Origin of the sequence: Streptomyces sp. T12 (genome assembly GCF_028736035.1) — a bacterium.
In the GTDB taxonomy this organism is placed as follows: domain Bacteria; phylum Actinomycetota; class Actinomycetes; order Streptomycetales; family Streptomycetaceae; genus Streptomyces.
The window spans coordinates 60,178-74,275 of record NZ_CP117867.1 but is presented as its reverse complement, the minus strand read 5'-3'; the positions used below and the strand labels follow the sequence as shown (position 1 = coordinate 74,275).

The 14,098-nt window shown below is 69.9% G+C and carries 18 protein-coding genes and 1 pseudogene; 5 read left to right on the top strand and 14 right to left on the bottom strand.

What is annotated here, in order from left to right:
- Positions 1 to 19 precede the first annotated feature (19 nt).
- Positions 20 to 466 carry a hypothetical protein gene (locus PBV52_RS51225; protein ID WP_274250141.1) on the top strand — a complete coding sequence of 149 codons (447 nt, stop codon included), beginning with the start codon at positions 20 to 22 and terminating at the stop codon, positions 464 to 466.
- Between the two features lie 63 nt (positions 467 to 529).
- Here the strand turns inward: PBV52_RS51225 and PBV52_RS51220 are convergent, their stop codons facing one another.
- From PBV52_RS51220 to PBV52_RS51195, 6 genes are all read right to left on the bottom strand, one after another.
- A complete protein-coding gene (locus PBV52_RS51220; protein WP_274250140.1) occupies positions 530 to 904 on the bottom strand; it encodes a fic family toxin-antitoxin system, toxin component in 375 nt (124 codons plus the stop codon).
- Positions 905 to 907: 3 nt separating this feature from the next.
- Positions 908 to 1,120, bottom strand: coding sequence for a hypothetical protein (locus tag PBV52_RS51215; RefSeq protein WP_274250138.1), 213 nt, complete (start codon positions 1,118 to 1,120; stop codon positions 908 to 910).
- A gap of 153 nt (positions 1,121 to 1,273) precedes the next feature.
- On the bottom strand, positions 1,274 to 1,483 hold the full coding sequence (locus tag PBV52_RS51210; protein ID WP_274250136.1) for a hypothetical protein: 210 nt from the start codon (positions 1,481 to 1,483) through the stop codon (positions 1,274 to 1,276).
- Positions 1,484 to 1,619: 136 nt separating this feature from the next.
- Positions 1,620 to 2,192: a transcriptional regulator gene (locus tag PBV52_RS51205; RefSeq protein ID WP_274250134.1), complete on the bottom strand. Its 573-nt coding sequence runs from the start codon at positions 2,190 to 2,192 to the stop codon at positions 1,620 to 1,622.
- Positions 2,193 to 2,389: 197 nt separating this feature from the next.
- Positions 2,390 to 3,949 carry a helix-turn-helix domain-containing protein gene (locus PBV52_RS51200; protein WP_274250132.1) on the bottom strand — a complete coding sequence of 520 codons (1,560 nt, stop codon included), beginning with the start codon at positions 3,947 to 3,949 and terminating at the stop codon, positions 2,390 to 2,392.
- Positions 3,946 to 4,209: a hypothetical protein gene (locus PBV52_RS51195; RefSeq protein WP_274250130.1), complete on the bottom strand. Its 264-nt coding sequence runs from the start codon at positions 4,207 to 4,209 to the stop codon at positions 3,946 to 3,948. Before PBV52_RS51195 ends, PBV52_RS51200 begins: the two co-directional genes overlap by 4 nt.
- A gap of 130 nt (positions 4,210 to 4,339) precedes the next feature.
- Here PBV52_RS51195 and PBV52_RS51190 point away from each other — a divergent pair, with 130 nt between their 5' ends.
- From PBV52_RS51190 to PBV52_RS51180, 3 genes and pseudogenes are all read left to right on the top strand, one after another.
- Positions 4,340 to 4,831, top strand: coding sequence for a hypothetical protein (locus PBV52_RS51190; RefSeq protein ID WP_274250128.1), 492 nt, complete (start codon positions 4,340 to 4,342; stop codon positions 4,829 to 4,831).
- A 127-nt stretch (positions 4,832 to 4,958) separates the two neighbouring features.
- Complete coding sequence (locus PBV52_RS51185; protein ID WP_274250126.1) at positions 4,959 to 5,843, top strand: hypothetical protein; 885 nt, start codon at positions 4,959 to 4,961, stop codon at positions 5,841 to 5,843.
- A gap of 1 nt (position 5,844) precedes the next feature.
- Positions 5,845 to 6,048: pseudogene (locus PBV52_RS51180) on the top strand (MFS transporter); the annotation flags it as partial.
- A gap of 103 nt (positions 6,049 to 6,151) precedes the next feature.
- Here PBV52_RS51180 and PBV52_RS51175 read toward each other — a convergent pair.
- The 8 genes from PBV52_RS51175 to PBV52_RS51140 form a co-directional block, all read right to left on the bottom strand.
- Positions 6,152 to 6,577 carry a hypothetical protein gene (locus PBV52_RS51175; protein ID WP_274250124.1) on the bottom strand — a complete coding sequence of 142 codons (426 nt, stop codon included), beginning with the start codon at positions 6,575 to 6,577 and terminating at the stop codon, positions 6,152 to 6,154.
- A 155-nt stretch (positions 6,578 to 6,732) separates the two neighbouring features.
- A complete protein-coding gene (locus PBV52_RS51170) occupies positions 6,733 to 7,587 on the bottom strand; it encodes a hypothetical protein (RefSeq protein ID WP_274250123.1) in 855 nt (284 codons plus the stop codon).
- Complete coding sequence (locus PBV52_RS51165) at positions 7,574 to 7,927, bottom strand: hypothetical protein (RefSeq protein ID WP_274250121.1); 354 nt, start codon at positions 7,925 to 7,927, stop codon at positions 7,574 to 7,576. Before PBV52_RS51165 ends, PBV52_RS51170 begins: the two co-directional genes overlap by 14 nt.
- A gap of 48 nt (positions 7,928 to 7,975) precedes the next feature.
- The gene (locus PBV52_RS51160; protein ID WP_274250119.1) at positions 7,976 to 8,983 is read right to left on the bottom strand and encodes an NAD(P)H-dependent glycerol-3-phosphate dehydrogenase; all 1,008 of its coding nucleotides are present in this window, start codon (positions 8,981 to 8,983) and stop codon (positions 7,976 to 7,978) included.
- On the bottom strand, positions 8,980 to 9,867 hold the full coding sequence (locus PBV52_RS51155; RefSeq protein ID WP_274250118.1) for a class I SAM-dependent methyltransferase: 888 nt from the start codon (positions 9,865 to 9,867) through the stop codon (positions 8,980 to 8,982). Before PBV52_RS51155 ends, PBV52_RS51160 begins: the two co-directional genes overlap by 4 nt.
- Positions 9,864 to 11,012 carry a YcaO-like family protein gene (locus PBV52_RS51150; RefSeq protein WP_274250117.1) on the bottom strand — a complete coding sequence of 383 codons (1,149 nt, stop codon included), beginning with the start codon at positions 11,010 to 11,012 and terminating at the stop codon, positions 9,864 to 9,866. Before PBV52_RS51150 ends, PBV52_RS51155 begins: the two co-directional genes overlap by 4 nt.
- Positions 11,002 to 12,264 (bottom strand): TfuA-like protein, encoded by a 1,263-nt coding sequence (locus PBV52_RS51145; protein ID WP_274250116.1) that lies wholly within the window; start codon positions 12,262 to 12,264, stop codon positions 11,002 to 11,004. The genes PBV52_RS51150 and PBV52_RS51145 overlap by 11 nt, the downstream gene beginning before the upstream one ends.
- 86 nt (positions 12,265 to 12,350) lie before the next feature.
- Entirely contained in the window at positions 12,351 to 12,488 is a 138-nt protein-coding gene (locus tag PBV52_RS51140) for a hypothetical protein (protein ID WP_274250115.1), read from the bottom strand.
- A gap of 505 nt (positions 12,489 to 12,993) precedes the next feature.
- On the opposite strand from PBV52_RS51140, the gene PBV52_RS51135 reads away from it, so the two are divergent.
- Complete coding sequence (locus tag PBV52_RS51135) at positions 12,994 to 13,992, top strand: hypothetical protein (RefSeq protein WP_274250114.1); 999 nt, start codon at positions 12,994 to 12,996, stop codon at positions 13,990 to 13,992.
- The last annotated feature ends 106 nt before the right edge of the window (positions 13,993 to 14,098 follow it).

The window sequence follows — 14,098 nt, the reverse complement described above, 5'->3', positions numbered from 1 at the left end:
AGCGCAGTACAGAGGCCCCATGGCGATCGAGGGCACCAACTGGTTCGACAGCAACAGCACGACGCAGTACGACCACATCAAGACGGTCGACTCGCTGCCGCGGCAGATTTTTCGCGATGAACGGGTCGTGCGGCGCGGCTACGCCGTCGGCCTCACGGTTGCCGGACTGGGGCAGACCTGGTTCTTCTTCCACCATCGGCCGCCGGCCGTCGCTTTCGGACGCGCCGCGCGCATGTCGATCACGGTGTCCGGGTGGGGTGTCTACAACGCGGCCACCGAGGTCAAGTACGACCGCGTCGCCCGGCGCGATATTCACACTCTCCATATCCACCCGGGCACCACGTGGGGCGGTAGCGCGCAGCCTTCCGACGAAGATCTGCCCGAGTGGGTGGCTGGCTGCAACCCGGCCTCGTCCTCCTGGGACCCAGACCTTGCGGCTCAGGCTCGCCGACTCGCCTCCACCTGAACGTCCGATGGCGCATCTCCACTGGCCGCTGCCCCAATCGTCACGTTCGTACGCCGGTGACGCTCAGCCCCAGTTCCGGAGTTCCTCGGCCACCTGTCGCACATCGCGGCGTCCCGCGACGACGTTCTCGACCAGGGCGATCGCGTCCCGGCTGCTGACCTTGACCTGGACGCCGCTTGCGTGGAGGTAGGCGTAGGCGACCTGCGCGGCGAACAGCTCGTTGCTGTGTTCGAGGGCCGGGATCCTGGCGAGGGAATGCAAGAGCGCAGCAGCCCGGTGGTGTGGGGCCGGGTAGACCAGCGTCCCCATGACCTCGTGCTGGTGGCGGGCGACGGCTGCGGCCAGCGCGCCGTAGTCGGTGATGTCGGGGTCACCGGGGACGAGGTTCTGCGCGACGTCGAGGAGCCAGCGCTCGTCGATGAACAGGACGAAGGGCATGGGTCAGGCGGCGTGGCTGCTCGGTCCCGCGCCGAAGTGCTCGGCGAAGGCCGGCCCGTGCTCGCCGGCGAAGGAGCGCGCCGCATCGAGGAACTGTGCCCGCGCGAGGTCAGCGGTCAGCAGCTGCTTGGCGTACTGTCCCGGCTCGGCGCCGGCGGCAAGACGCTGCAGTTGTTCGTATGTCTCGTCGTCGACCTCGATGCGGATCTCCTTCATGCCCCCACGGTAGCCGGGCAGCGTCCCCAGTGGGGAGGGGTTGCCCACCCGGCTCGGCGCGCAGGCTCAGACGGAGGCCGTGTTCACGTCCCCAGAATCCTCGTACGAGTGATCGCGTTCGGGACATTGTTCGAGGTAAGAGAAGGAGCAAGCTCACCTCGTGAGACCCGGCCCAGGGCCCTCGCCCGGCGAGCCGTCCTCACCCTCATCGGGGGTGGCGTAGAGCGGCAGGCTCGGCTTCATCAGGATCGCGCGAGATCGAGAAGTATCCGTCCTGGGTGCAAGGTCGGCGATCAGGTAGAGATGGCCGTCGGGCAGGACAACAGTCGATGTTGGATATCGCGTCGCCGGATTCACGGTCATGGTGCCATCGTGGCAGGAGGTTCGGCGGCTGAAGAGCCTGTTGCGGCAGTACGGGCCTCAGATGCCCGCACGGGGCGGATTTAGCGTGATCGCGCCAGACCATATAGAACACGCTGACCAGACTGGCAGCCAGTCTTCACGCGGCGAACCCCACGTTGGTCACGTACTCGTACTGGCCCCACTGGCTGCCGAGATCGACGATCTGTTCCACCCACGCATCATCCAACGCCTGGTCGTCGTCATCGGCCCAGGCCTGGACGACGTCGTCCCAGTGGCGGACGTTGAATCGGCGGTAGTCGACAACGCGCTGGCGAGGGCGGGGCACTTGGGACTGGTTCAAGGGGTGAATCTCAACCCGTGTGCCGCGTCCTTCTCTGTTGAGGCGGTTGAGGAGGTAGCGGGACACATTGTGGCGGCGGACCGTCCGGTAGGCCTTCTCGATGTTCTCCAAGTTCTTCTTGGAGGGGTTCTGCTTGCCGTCCAGCCATGCCTTCAGCGTGCGGTCGGTGACGGTCAGGCCAGCGTCGCGGGTGGCCTGACGTGCGTGCTTGGTGCGGGTGAGGTAGTGCAGGCGGGCCAGCAGGCCACGCCGGGCCGTGATGGGGGTAGCGATGTAGCCGGCGAGGCGGTCAAGCTGTCGGGCGACGGCGAGGTGGCCCTTGATGCCGCTGGCACCATACTTCCCGAACTCAAGGTTCCTTTCCGGCATTCGGTTTTGCCCTCCTAGGCATGCCATCTACGGCTCAATATGGGCCAGAATATATCAATTACGCCCTGTTTATTGCGAGTTTGAGACGTCTGGCCCGTGGTGGACGTTGCCGAGATTCAGGAACAGGTCGAGGAGCATATGCTCGCCTCTCCCGCTCGCCGGTTCGCTGTCGACCTCCATCCTGGGACACATGAGGATCACTCCATGCCCTCGGCCGGATCAGGCTCTTCGCCGATCTGGTACACGTCCTTGGGCTTCACCTCGGTGACTCCACGCCCCTCGGGGAAGACGCTCTTCCAGTCCCCGATCACGTGAAGCTCGTCGGTGCCCATCGCGCGCACGACCATCAGGCCCTCGTCGTACGCCCGGTGAGCCTTCCACCACAGATTGGAAAAAGCCTGCGAGCGAATGAGGTGCATCCAGTCCTGCCGGTAGATCTCCCGGTTGAAGTTCGACTCCCCCAGAGTCGAGACGAACTTCGAGTACATCGCCTTGACGTACTCCTCCGTCACCCCGTCCCCCTCCGCGATCGCCTTGTCCCGAGCGTCCTTCAGCACGATGCGGAACTTCTCCAGGAGGCTCTCCGTGGCCCCCGAGGTCCACGACTCATGGATCTCCGGCGGGTCGCACAGGCCGTACTTCGGACCGGACACACGCAGCAGCAGCCGGAGAGTGGGCTCGGTGACCCACAGCGGGCCAGGCTCGTCGCGGCTGCCGATCGGGTTGGGCAGCACCGCGTCGTGCTCCCAGTCCGGCGGGGTGATCAGGTGGACGCCAGCGCGACGGCGGTCGTGATGATTGCCAGTGGAGTGCTCCAGATGGCCAAGCGGCAGCCACGTCTTGAGCGCGCTGAGATAGGCGCCGTTGATGTCGAGTGCGGTTACCTCGTGCGTGCCGGGAGGAAGTTCCGGGCGGGTCCACTTGGGGCGGGCCTCCCACACCGAGTCGGGACCGCGGGCGCTCTGCTTGCGCAGGATGTCGGGCATCCCAGGGTGGGCCACGACGTCGTAGCGGCCACCCTTGCGGGTCTCGTCCAGCAGCGCCATCGCATCCGGGATCGCTCGCTTGATCAAGGCTGCGGTCGCAGCCTCGACGTCACCTTCGTGTTTCGCGAGCGCGGCCGCCACCGCGTCGCCGATCAGGTCCGGCATCTCAGAGGCAGCCTTGGCACGCCTGCCCACCGGGACGACCTTCTGACCGGGCGCGCGTGTCGGGCGCTGCGTGGTACGACGGGCAGGACGCGACGTGACCGGCGTCGGGGATGACGGCGACGCCACGGGGGCCTCGGCATGGGTGGAGGAGCTCCGCGCAACGGCCGCGGCGCACTCGGCAGGGTCCAAGTGCTGCGGGTAGCCAGCCACCTGGTGGCGAGCAGGCTGCCCGCACAGGCAGCACGGCTGCGCCACGGCGAGCTCCTGGTCCTCGTCGGCGCCTTCGGCACCAAGGTCGTCGGATGCGACAACGGGAGGTGCATCGGCACCCGTGTCCTGGGGCTCGGGAGCGCGAGCGCGGACCTTCGCCTTCGCCTCAGCCTGCTCAAGGAAGTAGGCGTACTTCGCGCGGAGTTCACCGCTGGGATCGCGGCTGCCCGCCTCCCAGCCACCAAGAGTGGACGGGCTCACTCCCAGGGCGCGAGCCACCTGCGCGCGCGGCAGACCGAGTTCCTCGCGCAGTTGCCGGCGCCGCTCCGCTGGCGGCAGCGCCGTCGGCTCCGGCACGGCTTCGAGCAGCGCGTCGATCGCCGCGAACTCGCTCATGTCCTCTCCCTGCCGTTCTGCTTGGCCGCGGCCCGCTGAGCGCGGCGGCGCTCGGCCAGGCCGGGGTTGACGGTCTCTTTCACCCGCTGCTCGCCCCAGCCGGTGAGTGTCATGGCGCGACCGATCCGTCCGTGGGGAGGGCGGCCGGTCAGCGGGTCGGGGGCGAGGTAGGTGCGCAGGGCCTGGGCGAGCCGTTCTTCTGCGTCGCGCAGTCCCTGCAAAGCGTCGGCAAGTTCGCGCTCGTCCTCGGTGTTCGCCATACCCTGATCGTCGCGGATTCCCAGACGGTAGTCAATTCATTGATGGTCTTGCTTTTCTTGACCGTCAAGACATACTGTGCTGGGGCCCGGGCCACCGCCGGTGCCACCACACCCAAGGAGAACGACACCAGTGACCCAGCTTGAGAACGGCCTCGCCAGCGCCCGTCACTTCGGGGCGTTATGGCTGTGTGCCTGCGGCGCCGAGAACCCCAGCGACTACGACTCCTGTCACGGATGCGAGCGCCCTGCGTGGGAGTGTGCTCACTGCGGCACCGCCACGGCGGGAGACGCCTGTACCCAGTGCGGGGGAACCGTCAGCTCCGACGACAACCCGGAACTGGCCGAGGAGAATTGGCTGAACCGGCAGATCGGCCCCCGGAAGGTGGGAGGCCGATACGACCACGGCTACCAGGGATCGGCGTACGAGGTCCTCGCCATCGACCGCGGGCCGCGCCCCTCGTGGCCGACGTGGCAGATCACCGTCCGTTACGACGAGGACAGCCGGATCACCACGCACTGCACCGCCTGGGACCCGGCCAAGGACCGTGTCTTGGCCGAGCCTCCGGCCCGCACCGACTTCAAGGAACCTCCCACGTCGGCGGCCGAGGATCGCACGCCGTAGAGCCGCCGCAGTTGGGACGAGAACGGCCAACGACGCCTGATGTCGTACCGCAGCGGCAGAATGAGCTCGCCGAGACCAAGGGGGTCACATCGATGACGACGCCACCCGCGCACCGCAGCCGTGGACGATGCTGATGTTCGACGGGTTGAGCCATCTGATCGGCGGTCTCCTGCTCCTCTCCGGCGTGTCCTTCTTGGTCGCATGGGCCGTTCGGAGAGAGCCGCGCTACCTGCTCGGCGCCGGAATCCTCATCTTCGGCGGCTTCACGTACCAGAGCGTCCTTCCTGATCTCTACGAGGCCCTCTCGGATACCGTCTTGGACGAGCTCGGCGAAGCCCCCGCCTCTTCTGCCTCGCCCACCGACAGCAGCACACCGGAGGCGGGCTTCGATCTGCCGGATGGCTTCTTGTGGTGGGGACTTGGCCTACTCGCCGTCGTGTCGGTCGTGGCGCCGACGGCCGTGTACCTGCACCGGCGCCAGCGCCGTAAGGCCGCGCACGTCGCCCGCTGGCGGGTGATCGAGGCCGAGCACGATGCCGTCGTCACGGCGTACGGCGACTACCTGGCCGATGTCCTGGAGTGGCTGGACCGCCCTGCGCTCAACGATGTCACCGTCCCGCAGACCGAGGCGTTGCTGCACGCCCTTGACGGTGCGGACGATGCCCGCCGCAGTGGCGACCTCGCCGCCTACCGCGAAGCGGTGAGCGCGCTGAAGACTGCATGGCGGACTGCCGACGAACACGCTCGGATGACTGGCACACGGCACCTTCCCCATGAGCAGCGCGCCACGGTCGCCAAGGCCCGCGGACTTCTGAAGCTGGCCCTCGATGAAGGCGGCGACGTTGGCGACCGTCGGGAGCACGAGCGCCGGGCTGCGTACACCAAAGCCCGTGCGCTGCTGGACGGCGTCTTCCTGACCATCCCTCAGCAGGCCGTGGCTCAGCTCGAGACCCGTCGCCGCCTCGCCCTGTCTGCCGCCGAGCCTGCGGTCGCGAAGGAGCCGCGGCTGTGAACTGGGCGCCGCGCTCGGTGCCCTGTCCCTCGCCCTGGTGACGTATGCACTGATCGAGGCCGGGGAGGACTCGCTGATCGTGGCGGTCACGGCGGTGGCAGGTGTGGCGGCTGGGGTCGCCTTCATCGTCGTAGAGAAGCGGCGCCCCGACCCGATGATGCCGCTCGACATCTTCGCGTCCCGCCAGTTCACCGTGGTCAATCTTCGGCATCGGTTTCCTCTGCGGGGCGGGTTCTTGAGCAGGCCCGCCCGCTTCCGGCGCGCGTGCAGCCCCGAGCATCTGGCCCGAGATTACTTCCGGCACCAGGTCACAGCGCTTCCGCGGCCAGGTTCTCCATCTCGATCCGCTCACGCAGCTGCTCGTAGGTGTACACCCGCCACCGCCAGGAACCCTTCTCGCATTCGGCCCGGACGTAGACCGGCGTGGCCTCGTCAAGCTGTCGGGCCTGGTGCAGGGTCTCGATCAGGTCGAGGTGGAACAGTGGGGGCAGCGCGGGCAGGTCCTGCGCGCCGGCTGGCTCGGAGCGGGAGGCCAGGACGGTGGAGTCTCCGCTGCCATCGAGGCCGGAGCCTTTGACGAGGGCGACGACCGACGTTCCGGCTCCTTCACGTGTATTGACGTACACGGTGCGGATGTCCTCCGCGTTGACCAGTGCGAACCAGACGGGGTACCGCTTCGCGCCAGCCGCCTGCCACGAGTCCGCGTTGTGCGTTGCGATCCACACCTGACCCACCGGGAGTCCCCTCCTCCTTGCCTCGTACGCCTCGGAGTTGACCCTACTCCGTCCCTGGACGATCGCCTGCCTGACGCCCGCATGGACAGCGGGGCATCAGGCCGCCGAGGCCGCAGGGCGGCCGCGGCGAAGTCGATGGAGCTGGGCTTGGTCGCTCAGGCAGCGAAAGCAAAGTAGGAGCCGACCGTGAGGCCGGAGAACGTCAGGAGCTGGCGCGGTTTGAGGCAGGTGAACGCCGCGTGCATCCCTATGCCAGCGGCTGCGGCGTACGGCGTGGTCTGCGGGATCAGCAGCGCGACGGGCAGGGCGACCTCGGCGACGATGATGGTGACGGCAACGAGCCGCCACAGGCGGATGTCACGGGCGGTGAGGTTGCCCGTGTGCCGGTGGACGAAGCCGGGGATGGCGTGCTGGCGGCGGTAGGGGACCCGGTCCTTGAGCTGGGTGTAGGCGTGCATCCACTGGGCGAGGAAGAGGCCGGTACGGAATTGGCGGGACCGGTACTTCTGCAGGGCGCTGTTCCAGTAGAGGTCCGTCGTGACGAGCACTATGAGGACCTGGGCCCAGGTGTTGGCGGTGCTGGGGTGGTGCTCGAGGTGGAGGCCGTGGCCGAGGTCTCCGGCGACGAGAAGGCAGGCTCCGGTCAGGAGCGTGAACCGTACGGCGCTCGGGCTCTTGAGGTAGAGCTGTTCCATGGCGGCCCCGGCTAGGACCAGCAGGAGCGCCAGCCGGGGTACGAGGCCGGCGGCCAGGGCGACGGCGGCGGCCGTGCGGACGATCAGGGCGGGCCGGTAGACGCCGGCGAGCAGGCGGCCGCGCCGGAGGCCGAAGCGCTGTTCTGCGAGGCGGAGGCTGATCGATCCGGGCGCGAACCGGCTCCAGCCGCCCTGGCCGAGGGCGAGGGCGAACCGCGCGGCGAGGACGGTGCCGTAGACGATGCGGAACAACTGGAGGCGTCCGGGGTCGGTGGGGCTGTGGAAGCCGGAGATCAGGGCGTCAAAGAACCACATGGCTGTCCCTCACCTCGATCGGCTGCTCGCCCTTGACGGACAGGCACCGGCCTTGCCCGTCGATCCGGTCGTAGCGGCCGGTGCGGATCAGGTGGTCGATGACCGTCTGGAGCTGCGGCGGGGGAAGGAGGAACGTGCCCGGCGACAGGAACGCGTACGGGTTGACCGGCTCGCTCTGGCCGTCCTTCGTGCCGGTGAGGTCGATGATCACGAAGGTGGCCCGGGAGAACAGGGGATAGCGGAACCAGCGGCCGGGCCTGCGGGTGAACCCGGTGATCATCCACGCCACCAGGGCCACGGTGACGGCGAGTTGGGCAGCGGACAGTAAGGCTGAGGGCATGGCAGTGGACCTCCGGGAGCGGGAGGGTGAACGTGGTGGTGAAGGCCGCTACTCGGGCTTGGGGGGCCGCTGCATCAGGTCGGCAGCGGCCTCGTCGAGGGTGACCTTGCCGTGCAGCAGGGCGGTGACCACGGCCGTGATCGGCATGTCGACGCCGTGAGCACGAGCCAACGCCAGGACCGCCTCCGCCGACTTGACGCCTTCGGTCGTCTGCCGGGTTTCAGCGGCGGCCTCGTCGACGCTCAGGCCGCGCCCCAAGCTGTGGCCGAAGGTGCGATTGCGGGAAAGCGGGGAGGAACAGGTGGCCACCAGGTCGCCCATGCCGGACAGACCCGAGAGGGTGGCCGGCTGGGCGCCCATCGCGGTGGCCAGCCGGATGCACTCCGCCAGACCCCGGGTCATGATCAAGGATGTGGCGTTGTGGCCCAGGCCCATGCCTGTGGCGATGCCGACGGCGAGCGCGATGACGTTCTTCAACGCACCGCCGAGTTCGCAGCCGATCACGTCGGCGGAGGTGTAGGGCCGGAAGTACGGAGTGTGGCAGGCGGCCTGGAACCGGCGGGCGGTGGCCTCGTCCGTGCAGGCGATGGTGGCGGCCGCGGGCTGCCGGGCCATGATCTCCCGCGCCAGGTTCGGCCCGGAGAGCACCGCGACCCGCTCGGCGGGCACCCCGGTCACCTCGCGGATGATCTCACTGGCCCGCAGGTGGCTGTGCGTCTCGATGCCCTTCATGAGCGAGACGATGACCGTCGTGGGCTCGATGTACGGCGTCCACTCCGCCAGGCACTGGCGCAGGGACTGCGCGGGGACGGACAGCACGAGGTAGTCCGCACCGGCCAGCGCGGCCGCCGGATCGGTCGTTGCGGTCAGCGAGGCGGGCAGCTCGATGTCCGGGAAGTAGCCCGGGTTGCGGCGGTCGTTGGTGATCGAGTCGGCGATCTCGCTGCGGCGGGCGTGCAGAACGACGCTGGTGCCGGCATCGGCGAGGACCGCCGCTGCGGCGGTGCCCCAGGACCCGGCGGAGAACACCGCCGCACGGACGGAGTGCTGGCTCACGGATCGGTCCTCTCGGTCGGCGCCGGGCCTCCGTCGGGGTGCCGGCCGGGGACGGTCATCGTATCGGCCGCAGGACCTGCGGCAGGGCGGCGCAGCGTCAGCAGGACCGCCCGCCGGCCGGGCAGGCGGGGAAGCATGCGGTTCGCGGTGGCCAGCATGTTCTGCGCCTCGGCGTCGCCGAGCTCGCGCGTGAGGGCGTCCGCGTGACGGATCCACAGCTGGAACAGCCGCTCCCACGTCGCGGGCTCGTCGGGGCGTTCGTCGACGCGCTCCAGTACGAGCCCGGCGGCCCGGGCGTGCTCCTCGAAGGCCGGGTCGGCGTCGTGTCGTACGGCCCGGGTGAGGGCCAGACGGCCGCCGGGTGCCAGGACGCGGCCGAGTTCGCGCAGAGCGGCGGTCCGGTCGGCGGCGAAGGAGAAGGCGTCCACGCACACCACGCCGTGGGCCCAGCCCTCGGGCAGGCCGGTGGCCTCCAGCTGGGCAACACGGAAGGCGACACGGTCGACCGGAAGGAAGGAAGGGGTGCGGGCGGTGGCTTGCTGGATGGCGTACGCCGACACGTCGACCCCTACCAGGCGGGCGGACAGAGCGCGGGCCAGCCACAGGCCCACCCCGCCGCTCCCGCAGCCCGCATCGACCAGGAGCTGGCCGGGCGTCAGGTGCAGGCGGGTGACTAGCAGTCCCAGCAGCGGCACGTCGCACGAGCTGTTCGCGGCGACCTCGTGCGGGTAGCGCTCGCCCATCGCCTCGGCGTACAGGCGGGTGACGAGGGGTGCGCCGGCCCGCACGGTGTGCCAGGTGTCGAACGCGGCCGCCGACGTCTGCGAGTTGGTTGGTGCTGCTGCGGCGGCGGTTGCGGCCGCGGGGAGGGGTTGGTGTGTCATCGGGGCATCGACCTTGTGATCCGGGAGCGGGTGCCGGGAGCGACGACCTGCACGGCGTGGATGGGCTCGGCCGGGTCGGACAGGTCCAGGGCCACGGGCTCGTGGCGGGTGACGCGCTGGATACGCCGGGCGGTCTCGGCGACCTGGTCGGCGAAGCCCCTGCGGGCGGGTGCGAAACCTGCCGTAGCCTGCTGCCAGTCGGCGAGGCCGGTGCTCTGTGCGGGGCGGAAGTCGGGGACCTGGTCGGTGGAGGCGGGCTCGCTCGGCAGGTCGTCCCGTGTCCCGGAGATCAGGGTGAGCCGTGACTGTGCGGCCTCGGTCAGCGCCCTGGTCAGCGCGATGGCGGGGCTGGGGTGGCAGCCGCCGCCGGCGAACACCATCGGGAGGTCCTCCGACCACAGGTAGGCCAGTGCGACCGGCAGCCCGTACGGGCCGTCCACGAGCGCGATCTCCACAGCCATCTGCGCCGCCGTCAGACGGTCGAGGACGTCCCGGGCGTAGGGGTCGTCGACCGTGCCGGGGGCGATCAGTGTGCGCCGCCGTCCGCCGGACTGGCCGTCGCGGTAGAGGACATCCCGTTCGACGACTTCGCACAGGGCGTGCAGCAGGGCCTCGTCGCGGGTGGTCCCGCAGGCCAGGCCGGTGCTGGTGGCCCGCAGCAGATCCGGGCTCCACTCCGGCCGCTGCACCCGCCGGCGCACCACATCGAGGGGCATCAGCATCTTGTCGCCGCTCACCAGGCCGCTGCCCGCCGTCCACTCCCACACCATCCGCTCCAGCACGTCAGCGGTGTACGGGACGGTCAGCGGCAGCGCGGTCAGCGAGCAGTGCGGGCCGATGTCCTGGGCGGGGCCGTGTGCGGCGGCGGGCAGCGGCTGTTCCACGTGCCACAGCTCGATGGCCTCCATGACCGCCGAGATCTTCGCCAGCAGGTTGGTGGCGCCCTTGCCCTGGGACGTGCTCAGGGTGCGGGAGGCGGGCCGGATCGCTGTCCACACCGGCAGCCCGATTGTGTCCAGGCCGGTCAGGTCGGCGACCCGGGTGATCCCGTACTTCGTCAGCCGTCCGGCCAGCAGCTCCCAGGTCTGCTCCGGGTCCCGGGCGCGCACCGTCCCGGGCAGCTCTAACAGGCCGTTACCGCCCATCACAGGCCGCCTCCCTCGTCGTCGTCTCGGTCTCTTCTCTCGTCTCGGCCAGGAAGCCGGGCACAAGCCGCTTGACCGTCTCGACGGCGTACGCCCCGCTGATCAGGCCGCGGGCGGACGCCTCCGCGTCGAGCGTCTTCGCCTGGCAGTGCCACACCTGGAGCAGGACCTGGCGGGCGACGTCGTCGGACACGGACGCGGCCCCGGGCCTCTCGCGGCGGAACACGGCGAGTGCGTCGGCGTACCGGGCGACCGCGACGCGGTCTTCTCGGGTCTCCCCCGCCAGCAGGACGGTGAGGGTCGCCTCGTCGCGCAGGTCGAGTTTCGGGTGGAACACCCGGTGCGCGGGCAGCACACCGCCGGTGGCCCGCTGAAGACGCTCGGGCAGCGGCAAGCCCTCGCCCCCGCGTGCTGGTTGCCGGGAGCGGTGGTCGAGGAAGTCGGCCCAGCGCTCCCGGAAGTCCTCGTCGAACACCTGCTGGTAGATGACGCGCATCTGCGTGGGCAGCTCCAGCCCGTCCACGACGTGGCGGGCGAAGTGGTTGGACCAGCCCCAGAAGTACGGCGAATCCCACGTTGTCGGCGCCGGTGGGGCTCCGGTCGGGCCCCGGCCGCGGAGGGCGGTGCGTACGGCGGCGAGGGCGTCGAGGCGCTTGAGGTCGCCGAAGTACGGGTCGCGTTCGCGCTGTTCGGCCAGCCACCCGGCGAACTCCGCCTCTCCCTGTCGCTGGCAGACGGCCCGTACGGCGGCCGTGGTGCGCTGCGGGTAGTAGACGCCGCGCAGCGCGGCGAGCAGCTGCTCGGCCCGCGCCTCGTCCATGATTCCGGCCGCCCGGGCCAGTTGAAGAACGTGCCGCACGTTGACCAGGGGCCAGGTCAGCGCCTCCTGGTCCCCGTCCGGGGCCTGGCCGACCGCGACCTCGTCGTCGCCGCTGATCTCTCCGTTGATGTAGTGGGTGTAGATGGTGCCGATGCCGATCATCCCGTAGTCGTCCAGTTCGGCGGCCCGCAGGGCGCCGATGCTGGCCGCGCCGATCACCTGCACGCCCCGGCCCATCGCGTGCAGGATCTCCTTGTGCTTGAGCGCCGGGGCCTGGTGGTACACCCCGTCGATGATCACGGCCGTGTCGCCGTCGCAGATCGAGGCGTCGAACAGGTCCCCGTGCCGGACCGGCGGCAGCACCCGCACCCCCGGCTCCGAGAGCACCGGCTCCGACCGCGCGAGCGTCGGCCCGACGTACACGTGGTGCACAGCTCCTCCTTACGGTCAAACGGGAGGGGTGTTCCTCCCCGGCCCTTGCGGGACACGGGGAGGAACACCCTGGGCACTGCTACGGATCAGGCGGGGACGAACGGGTCGTCGTTCTCGACGTCCTCGGCGACGACCACCGGCTCGGTGGTCACCGGGCTCTCCTCCGCCGGCGGCGTTCCGACGGCGGTGGTGGCCGCGGCTGCGGCAGCGGACTTGGACTTCATGACCCCTCCTAGGGACTGGAGTTCAGCGGCCGGCCGGACCGGCACGCCAGCTGACGTCCGCCAGTGAAACCGCTCTCGTCGAGGCCGGTAACCCCCACCATGGGGGCCCCACCGTGGGGGTATCGTCTGTGCTGACGCACCGTCACGCTGCAAGAACACAGGGGGACTTGTGGACGACTTATCGCGTTCACCAGCTCAGGTTCCGTACCGTCTGCTGCGCGATCCGGTGTTCGTCCATGCCGTCCGCGACCGGGACTTCTCGGTCGTGTTCGCCATGGCGCACGGGGCCGGGGTCAGCTTCAACCGGATCGGTGAGGCGTGCGGCATGAGGTCCGAACGGGTCTCCAAGATCGCTCGGGGCGAGGCGACGGTGACCTCGCTTGACACCATCGAGCGAGTTGCGGACGCACTTCGGATTCCGGGTGCCCTTCTCGGACTTGCTGCGCGACCCTGGGAAGACAGGTACCCGACGCCCTACCCGGAGTCCGACGATGGAGACGACCCCATGAACCGCCGCCAGCTGCTGCGCGGCGCCCTCGCCGCCGGTCTCACCGGAACGGCGCTCACCACACTGACCGACACCCGCCAGTCGTTGGACCTGGCACTCGCCGCCGACACCGAACCGGCCGACCTGTCCGACCTGGAAGCGGCCGCCGAGACCTATGGCTACGGCTACCACGGTCAGGCCCCCACCCGTGTCCTGGCCGACCTCGTCGCCGACTTCGACGAGCTCCGCCCCCTCCTGAGCACCCCTCAGCCGGTCGCCACACGGATTCGGGTGTGCCGGACCGCCGGGCAGATGGCCGGCATGACGGCGATCGTGCTGCACGACCTCGGCGCCCGGCGCGACGCCCGGGCCTGGTTCGCCACAGCCGCCACAGCCGCCAGGGAGTCCGGCGACAAGCAGCTGCTCGCCTGGATCTGGGCACGCGAGGCCATGGTCCCGATCAACTACGGCGCCCCACAAGCCGCCGCCCAACTCGCCGAGCGGGCACGACAGGCCGCCGGAGACCGGCCGACCGCCGCAGCGACCCTGGCGGCCGCCGTCGCCGCCCGCGCCTACGCCCTCTCCCGCCAGGCCGAGCAGGCCCGCGCCGCGCTTGCAGTCGCCGACACGTACATGGAGCGACTCGACGCCGGCGCGCGGGCCGACACCTGGTTCACCCACGGCGAGCAGAAGCACCACGTCCACCTGTCCCATGCGTTCACCGCGCTCGGGGACACTTCCCGGGCCCGGGAGAGCCAGGCCCGGGCGCTGGAGCTGTCCGCGTCGACCAGCACGATGACGCGTTCCCTGCTGAAGATCGACGCTGCCACGTGCGTCCACCACGACGGTGACCCCGACGAGGCGTGCAGGCGGACGATCGCCGTGATGGACAGTCTCCCGGAGGCCTACCGCAGCGGGCTCGTCCGCCGCCGCGCACTGGACCTGTACCGCGCGATCCCTGCCCATCATCACCAAGAAGCCGCCGTACGCGAGCTCCGCGATGCGCTCGCGGCCTGATCGGCCCATGCCGTAGCCAAGTCCATGCCACAGCTAACGGTCGTACCGGACGCCGGGCCCGTGACCCCAGGGAATGAGCCCGCCGACGTGGCTGCCGCAGCCGGAT